Genomic DNA, 7,276 nt, shown 5'->3' with positions numbered 1-7,276 from the left:
CCGCGACCGGGTCGGCGTGGCGCCGCGCACGCTGCGCTCGGTCTTCCGCTTCCGTCGCATCTTCGATCACGCGATGGGCCAGGACGCCGACGCCGCCTCCTGGCTGGAGGCCGGTCTGGCCGCCGGCTATTTCGACCAACCGCAGATGGCGCGCGATTTCCGCCGCTTCCTGGGCTGCACCGCCACCGCCTGGGCGCGCGAACAGGTGGAGCTGGCGCTGCGGCTGGCGTCGCATTCCTACAAGCCCGCGCCGTGAGGGCTGCGTAACCTTCCCTTCGTCCTTGAGGAGGGAGAGCCCATGTCCGTTTCCAGCCTGCTGGCCGCCGCCCTGTGGCAGGCATCCTTGCCCGCGACGCCTGCGCCCGACCTGTCGTGGCTGGCGGGCTACTGGCTGGACTGTTCCGGCGGGCGCGAGGCGTCAGAGACCTGGAGCGATCCGCGCGCGGGTCTGATCGTCGGCCACTCGGTGACTGTGCGCAATGGCCGCAGCGGCTTCGAGAGCGCGCGTATCGCCCCCCTGACAGACGGCGGCCTGGCCTATTTCGCCCAGCCTGAGGGAGCGCCCGCGACGCCTTTCCGCCTGGTCGACAGCGGCCCCCAGCGGGCGGTTTTCGCCAATCCGGACAACGACTTTCCGCACCGCATCATCTATGAACGCGCGGGGGATAGACTGACCGCCCGGATCGAAGGGGCGGACGACGATGAGAACCGGAGCGTGCAATGGCGATTCAACAGGGCGGAGCTGAACGCCCGCTGTCCACTCTGACCTGGCGGCCGATGACGCCGGACGACCTCGACGGCGTGGTCGCGGTGGCCCAACTGTCCTTCCCCGATCACCCGGAAGAGCGCGCCTGCTTCGCCAACCGTCTGGAGCTGCACCCCGAAGGCTGCTTCGTGCTGGCCGCCGAGGACGGTCCGGTCATGGGCTATCTGGTCGCCTATCCGTGGGTGCTGAACGCCGCCCCGGCGCTGAACGTGCTGATCGACGCCATCCCGGCCGAGGCCGAGGTCGTCTATCTGCACGACCTGGCTCTGCACCCCGACACGCGCGGCGGCGGCCACACCCGGCCGGTGGTCGAGCGCCTGGCCGAGCAGGCCAAGGCGGCGGGCTGGCCGGCGGTCGCCCTGGTGGCGGTCAACGACGCATCAAGCTTCTGGGCGCGCAACGGCTTCGAGGTTCAGAACCCGCCGGGCATGGCCAAGAAGCTGGCCAGCTACGGCGATGACGCCCGCTATATGGTCAGGCCGCTGTAAGCGTCGTCAGCACGAAGTCCAGGCGCTCGGCGACGGGCGCCCTGGGCAGTTCGATCAGTTCATAGCCGAAGCGCGGATAGGTCTCGGCCATGGCGTCGGAGGTGCGGCGGGCCTCGTCCAGATCCTGCTTGCGCTCGGCGTCCTGGCCGAAGATCTCGGGCCAGACCGGGGCGATGAAGACGCGCCGGTCATAGCGGATGTCCTGCGCCGCCCGCTCCATATGAGCTGGAACCGGAAGGCCGCACAGGGTCAGGTATCCGACCACGTCCGGGACGCCGCGATCGAAGAAGACCGACCCGTCGGCGCTCTCGGCGCGGGCGTGGGCCTCAAGCTCGCGGTCCAGCATCAGCTCGGCGAACAGGGCCCGGTCCTTCCACGGCAGGGCCTCGCCGTCGATCGCCTGCTGGCGGCGGATGATGGCGCGCCCGGCCTCGGGCGAGGTCGCATGGCCCGCCGCCGCCAGCGCCTCCAGCAGCGTCGTCTTGCCCGAGCCGGGACCGCCGGTCAGGACGATGCGGCGCGGGCCGCTCATGCGTCGCGGGTCGCCATCATCATGTAGTTGATGCCCACGTCGTCGCCCTCGCTCCAGCGGTCGTTCAGCGGATCATAGGTCAGTCCATAGGGGCCGGTGACGGTCAGGGGCTCGCCGTCCAGCATGGCGCGCAGTTCGTCGGGCTTGAGGAACTGGCGCCAGTCGTGCGTGCCCGCCGGCACCCAACGCAGCACATATTCCGCCGCGACCTTGCCCAGCAGCAACCCTTTCAGCGTGCGGTTCAGGGTGGCGACGATCATCAGGCCGCCTGGCTTGATCAGTTTCGAGCAGGCGCGGATGAAGGATTCCGGATCGGCGACGTGTTCGATGACTTCCATCGTCAGCACCACGTCGAACGGGCCGGCGCCCGCTTCGACCATCTGCTCCACCGTGGCGGCGCGATAGGCGATGTCCAGACCGACCTGATCGGCGTGGGCGCGGGCGGTGCCGATGTTCTCGGACGAGGCGTCGATGGCCGTGACCTCAAAGCCCATGCGCCGCATCGGCTCGGCGATCAGGCCGCCGCCGCAGCCGATGTCGATCAGGCTGAGGCCGCTGAAAGGCGCGCGCGCCTTCACGTCACGATCAAAGTGTTTCGCCGCCCGATCGCGCACGAATTTCAGCCGCGCCGGATTGAAGCGGTGCAGGGGGGCGAAGGGGCCTTTGGGATCCCACCACTCGGCCGCCTGGGCCGAAAAGCGCGCCACGTCGGCCGGGTCGATGCTCGGCCCTTCGGCACGATCGGTAGCAAAGGGTGAAAAACCCTCTTCGCTTTGGGGTTTGCGTGGATCGAGGCTGTCGTTAGAAGCGGGCATGGGCAGAGGCATGGACCGCCTTCGCCCGCCATGCAAGCAGGGGATCAGACGCCAGGATGACGCGGGCCGACACGAACCGGTTGGTGATGAAGTTCGGCGGCACCTCCATGGCCGACCTGGAACGCATCCGTCGCGCGGCGCGCATCGTCGCCGCCGAAGCCGTCAGGGGCAAGAAGGTGGCTGTGGTCGTCTCGGCCATGGCGGGCAAGACCAATGAGCTGGTCGCCTGGACCGACGGCGTGGGCGCGGCCGCGCCGGGCCTGTACGGCGACGGCGTCCTGTCGGACGATGAATACGACGTGGTGGTCGCCTCGGGCGAGCAGGTGACGTCGGGCCTGCTGGCCCTGACCCTGCGCAACATGGGCCTGAAGGCGCGCAGCTGGATGGGCTGGCAGATTCCGATCCTGACCGACGACGCCCACGGCCGCGCCCGCATCGAAGAGGTGCCCGGCGATGCGCTGGGGGCCGCGCTCGACGCGGGCGAGATCGCCGTCGTGCCGGGCTTCCAGGGCGTGACCCGCGACGGGCGCATCACCACCCTGGGCCGGGGCGGTTCGGACACCTCGGCCGTGGCGGTGGCGGCGGCCCTGGGCGCGCCGTGCGACATCTATACCGACGTGGACGGCGTCTATACGACCGACCCGCGCATCCAGAGCCGCGCCCGGCGTCTGGAGAAGGTGTCCTACGAAGAAATGCTGGAGATGGCGTCGCTGGGCGCCAAGGTGCTGCAGACCCGCTCGGTCGAGCTGGCCATGCACAAGCGCGTGCCGGTGCGCGTCCTGTCCAGCTTCATCGAACCGGATGAAAACGGAAACCTGCCGCAACACGCCGGCACCCTGATTTGCGACGAGGATGAGATCGTGGAAAAGCGCATCGTTTCCGGCGTGACCATGAGCCGGGACGAAGCCCGGATCACGCTGCTTGGCCTGTCGGACCGGACGGATGCGCCGGCCGACGTCTTCACTCGCCTGGCCGAGGCCGAGGTCAACGTCGACATGATCGTGCAGAGCCAGGCCCGCACCGAAGGCGCGGTCAACCTGACCTTCACGACTGGCCGCCGCGACGCGCGCCGCGCCGCCGACCTGATGACCGCCGCCAAGGCCGACATCGGCTTCGAGGAGCTGCGGGTCGACGACGACGTGGCCAAGGTCTCGGTGATCGGCGTGGGCATGCGCAGTCACGCGGGCGTGGCCCAGACCATGTTCCGCGCCCTGGCCGACAAGGGTGTGAAGTTCCAGGCCATCTCGACCTCTGAGATCAAGATCAGCGTACTGATCGATTCGGATTACGCCGAGCTGGCGGTCCGAGCGCTGCACGCGGCCTACGGTCTGGACGCGGAAGACTAGGATATCGGAAGCGCCGCCCTATCTGGAACGGATCGGGAGCGGCAAGGCGGGAGCAGGCATGGTCAAGGGCGTGGCAGCGACGGCGAGGGGGCCCCGCCTTCTGCTGCGCCAGATCCGCGAGGCTCTGGCCGGGGCCGGGGGCGGCGCGCCCGCGCAGGACCGGCTGAACATGGTGGTGCGGATCATCGCCCGCTCCATGGTGGCCGAGGTCTGCTCCATCTATCTGCGGCGCGCGTCGGGCGAGTTGGAGCTGTTCGCCACCGAGGGTCTGAACCCCGAGGCCGTCCACAACACCCGCCTGCGCCCCGGCGAGGGCCTGGTCGGCGAGGTGGCGCGCACGGCCGCGCCGATCAGCCTGTCGGACGCCCAGTCGCATCCCAGCTTCTCCTATCGGCCGGAAACGGGCGAAGACCCCTATCACGCCTTCCTCGGCGCGCCCCTGCTGCGCGGCGGCCGGGCCATCGGCGTCCTGGTCGTCCAGAACCGCGCCGCCCGTCGTTATGACGAGGAAGAGGTCGAGGACATCCAGACCATCGCCATGGTCCTGGCCGAGACGGTGGCTTCGGGCGAGCTGCTGGCGCTGGAGGAGCTGCGCGACGTCGAGGTCGCGCCCCACCGCCCCGAGCGGCTGAAGGGGCAGAAGTTCGCCGAGGGCCTGTCGTTCGGGCGGGCCGTGCTGCACGAGGCGCCGATCGCGCCGGAACAGCTGCTGTCCGACGATCCGGCCGCCGAAGAGGTGCGGCTCAAGGAGGCGCTGGAGCGTCTGCGCACCAGCATCGACGCCCTGCTGGAAGGCAGCCAGGGCAAGCTGGGCGGCACCCCCTATGAGGTGCTGGAGACCTATCGGATGTTCGCCGACGACCGGGGCTGGAACCGGTCGCTGGAGGAGGCGGTGCGTTCCGGCCTGACGGCCGAGGCCGCCGTGGACCGCGTCCGCAACGAGCACCGCGCCCGCTTCGCCAACGCCCGCGACCCCTATATCCGCGAGCGGCTGCACGACTTCGAGGATCTGGCCAACCGCCTGCTGCGGCTGATGGCGGGCGATCATCCGGGCCAGCGCGACCTGCCCGACGACGCCATCTTGGTGGCCAAGAACCTGGGACCGGCGGACCTTCTGGAGTATCCGCGCCACAAGCTGCGCGGCCTGCTGCTGGAAGAAGGCTCGGCCGCCGCCCACGCGGCCATCGTCGCCCGCGCCCTGCAGATTCCCTGCGTCGGCCGCCTGCAGGGCCTGCGCGATCGCCTGACCGAGGGCGATCAGGTCATCGTCGACGGCGAGACGGGCGAGGCCTACTTGCGGCCCCGCCCCGACATGCTGGCGGCGGTCGAGAGCCGCATGGCCGTGCGCGAACAGCGCCGCGCCGAGTTCGACCAGTTGCGCGACACCCCCGCCGTCACCAGGGACGGCAAGCGCATCATGCTGCTGACCAACGCCGGCCTGGCGGTGGATCTGGAGAATCTGGACGCCACGGGCGCCGAGGGCATCGGCCTGTTCCGCACCGAATTCCAGTTCATGGTCTCGGACGAGCTGCCGCGCCCGGACGCCCAGGCGGCGCTCTACAAGCTGGTGCTGGATGCGGCCGGCGACCGGCCCGTCACCTTCCGCACGCTGGACATCGGCGGCGACAAGGTGCTGCCCTACCTCGACAATGAGCGCGAAGAGAACCCGGCGCTGGGCCGCCGCGCCATCCGTCTTGGGCTGGATCGTCCGGCCCTGCTGCGGATGCAGCTGCGCGCCCTGCTCAGCGCCGCCGCCGGGCGCGAGCTGCGCGTCATGTTCCCCATGATCGCCACGGTGGACGAGTTTCGCGCCGCCCGTGAACTGGTCGACGTCGAATGCGACTGGGCGCGGCGCCGGGGGCGGCCTCTGCCGTCCCTGCTGCGGGTCGGGGCCATGATCGAATGCCCCAGCCTGCTGTGGCACCTGGACGCCCTGCTGCCGCTGACCGACTTCGTTTCGATCGGCACCAACGACCTGCTGCAGTATATGTTCGCCGCCGACCGGACGAACCCGCGCGTGTCAGATCGCTACGATCCCCTGTCGCCGCCCTTCCTGCGCGCCCTGGCGGATATTCAGCAGAAGTGCGCCGACAGCGCCACGCCCGTCTCGGTCTGCGGCGAACTGGCGGGCCGTCCGCTGGAGGCCTTCGCCCTGATCACCCTGGGCTACAGCCGTTTGTCCGTTCCGGCGGGCGGGGTGGGACCGGTCAAACGCATGATCCTGTCGGCTGATCTGAACGCGGCGCGGCGGGGGATGAACGCCCTGCTCGGCTCCTCGGCCGCGTCGGTGCGCGGCGAGATCGAGTCCCTGGCGCGCAAGCTCAATGTCGAAGTCTGAGAAAGCGGGGCCGCTTTCCCGCGTTGCCCGCGCTCCCGGCCTCGTCTAAGCGGGGGTGACGGGCGCATCGGCGCCCAGCGTGACGGAACACCGACCCTATGGACCAGGATCGGCAAGCCGCGTTCGACTTCGACGCCGACGCGACGCTGGATCAGACCCCGGAGGCGACGCCCGAAGCGACGCCTGAAGAACCCTCGGACGATTCCCTGGGCGCGTCCCTGCGCGCCGCGCGCCTGGCGTCGGGCCTGTCCATGGCCGAGCTGTCGACCAAGACGCGGGTGCATCCGCGTTTCCTGACCGCGCTGGAGCAGGGTGAGTACGCCGTCCTGCCGTCGCGCATCTTCTCCATGGGCTATGTGCGCGCCTATGCCGGCGCCCTGGGCCTGGACGAGCTGAACGCGGTCGAGCGGTTCAAGCAGGAATACCCCGATGCGGCCGTGCCGCTGCAGCCGCCGACGGGCGCCGCCCTGCAGCAGATGCGCCAGAACTCGCCCAAGATCCTGGGCGTCATCGGCGTCTTCCTGGCGGTGGTGATCGGCTGGAACGTCTTCCAGCGCATCAACCGGATCGAGGCGCCGCACCCCTCCGACCTGGTCGCCGTGCCCAAGGACTGGGCCGAGCAGGCCGACCATCAACGGGACCGCGCCCTCTATCTCGGCGCGCCCAAGGCGGCCCCGCCGGACCAGACGACGCCGGCCATGTACATCACCCCGGGGCTAGAGGCTCAGCTGACCGGGATCGACCCGGACGACCCCAACGCCGCGCCTCCGCCCGCGCCGCCGGTGCAGGCCGCCTTCAACCCGCGCGGGGCCATCTACGGCGCCTCGGCCACGGTCTCTCAGGTCACGCTTCAGGCGCGCAAGCCCGCCATCCTGGTCATCCGCCAGGGCGACGGCCGCATCCTGTTCGCGCGCCAGCTGGCTGCGGGCGAGGCCTGGCGCGCGCCGCCCGGCGTGGCGGCCACCATCGACACGCCCGATCCGGCGGCCTT

8 protein-coding genes are annotated in these 7,276 nt (G+C 70.1%); 6 read left to right on the top strand and 2 right to left on the bottom strand.

The annotated features are described in order from the left end of the window. The 3 genes from BDIM_RS03395 to BDIM_RS03385 form a co-directional block, all read left to right on the top strand. Nucleotides 1-256: helix-turn-helix domain-containing protein (locus BDIM_RS03395; RefSeq protein WP_248601200.1), on the top strand; the 256-nt coding region annotated here is incomplete at its 5' end. Between the two features lie 42 nt (nucleotides 257-298). Further along, entirely contained in the window at nucleotides 299-766 is a 468-nt protein-coding gene (locus BDIM_RS03390; RefSeq protein ID WP_003164173.1) for a DUF6265 family protein, read from the top strand. Further along, nucleotides 721-1,254: a GNAT family N-acetyltransferase gene (locus tag BDIM_RS03385; protein WP_003164172.1), complete on the top strand. Its 534-nt coding sequence runs from the start codon at nucleotides 721-723 to the stop codon at nucleotides 1,252-1,254. The genes BDIM_RS03390 and BDIM_RS03385 overlap by 46 nt, the downstream gene beginning before the upstream one ends. On the opposite strand, the gene BDIM_RS03380 is transcribed toward BDIM_RS03385, so the two are convergent. Next, nucleotides 1,241-1,786, bottom strand: coding sequence for an AAA family ATPase (locus BDIM_RS03380; RefSeq protein ID WP_003164171.1), 546 nt, complete (start codon nucleotides 1,784-1,786; stop codon nucleotides 1,241-1,243). The two genes, BDIM_RS03385 and BDIM_RS03380, sit on opposite strands and share 14 nt — an antisense overlap. Beyond that, complete coding sequence (ubiG, locus tag BDIM_RS03375) at nucleotides 1,783-2,613, bottom strand: bifunctional 2-polyprenyl-6-hydroxyphenol methylase/3-demethylubiquinol 3-O-methyltransferase UbiG (protein ID WP_112999691.1); 831 nt, start codon at nucleotides 2,611-2,613, stop codon at nucleotides 1,783-1,785. The genes BDIM_RS03380 and ubiG overlap by 4 nt, the downstream gene beginning before the upstream one ends. Nucleotides 2,614-2,657: 44 nt before the next feature. Between ubiG and BDIM_RS03370 the strand changes: the two genes are divergently transcribed. The 3 genes from BDIM_RS03370 to BDIM_RS03360 form a co-directional block, all read left to right on the top strand. Further along, nucleotides 2,658-3,947 carry an aspartate kinase gene (locus BDIM_RS03370; protein ID WP_040344664.1) on the top strand — a complete coding sequence of 430 codons (1,290 nt, stop codon included), beginning with the start codon at nucleotides 2,658-2,660 and terminating at the stop codon, nucleotides 3,945-3,947. A 58-nt stretch (nucleotides 3,948-4,005) separates the two neighbouring features. Continuing rightward, a complete protein-coding gene (ptsP, locus tag BDIM_RS03365; protein ID WP_003164168.1) occupies nucleotides 4,006-6,285 on the top strand; it encodes a phosphoenolpyruvate--protein phosphotransferase in 2,280 nt (759 codons plus the stop codon). A gap of 98 nt (nucleotides 6,286-6,383) precedes the next feature. After that, nucleotides 6,384-7,276, top strand: an 893-nt coding sequence (locus BDIM_RS03360) for a helix-turn-helix domain-containing protein (protein ID WP_050796586.1), incomplete at its 3' end; no start/stop codon positions are given.

Source organism: Brevundimonas diminuta ATCC 11568, assembly GCF_000204035.1.
In the GTDB taxonomy this organism is placed as follows: domain Bacteria; phylum Pseudomonadota; class Alphaproteobacteria; order Caulobacterales; family Caulobacteraceae; genus Brevundimonas; species Brevundimonas diminuta.
The sequence above is the reverse complement of the archived record's forward strand: the minus strand, read 5'-3'. Positions and strand labels throughout refer to the sequence as shown.

Bases quoted from the DNA above. Each gene is read 5' to 3' on its own strand.
- BDIM_RS03380 (WP_003164171.1), bottom strand. From the start codon at position 1,786: ATGAGCGGCCCGCGCCGCATCGTCCTGACCGGCGGTCCCGGCTCGGGC.
- BDIM_RS03390 (WP_003164173.1), top strand. From the start codon at position 299: ATGTCCGTTTCCAGCCTGCTGGCCGCCGCCCTGTGGCAGGCATCCTTG.
- ubiG (WP_112999691.1), bottom strand. From the start codon at position 2,613: ATGCCTCTGCCCATGCCCGCTTCTAACGACAGCCTCGATCCACGCAAA.
- BDIM_RS03370 (WP_040344664.1), top strand. From the start codon at position 2,658: ATGACGCGGGCCGACACGAACCGGTTGGTGATGAAGTTCGGCGGCACC.
- BDIM_RS03385 (WP_003164172.1), top strand. From the start codon at position 721: ATGGCGATTCAACAGGGCGGAGCTGAACGCCCGCTGTCCACTCTGACC.
- ptsP (WP_003164168.1), top strand. From the start codon at position 4,006: ATGGTCAAGGGCGTGGCAGCGACGGCGAGGGGGCCCCGCCTTCTGCTG.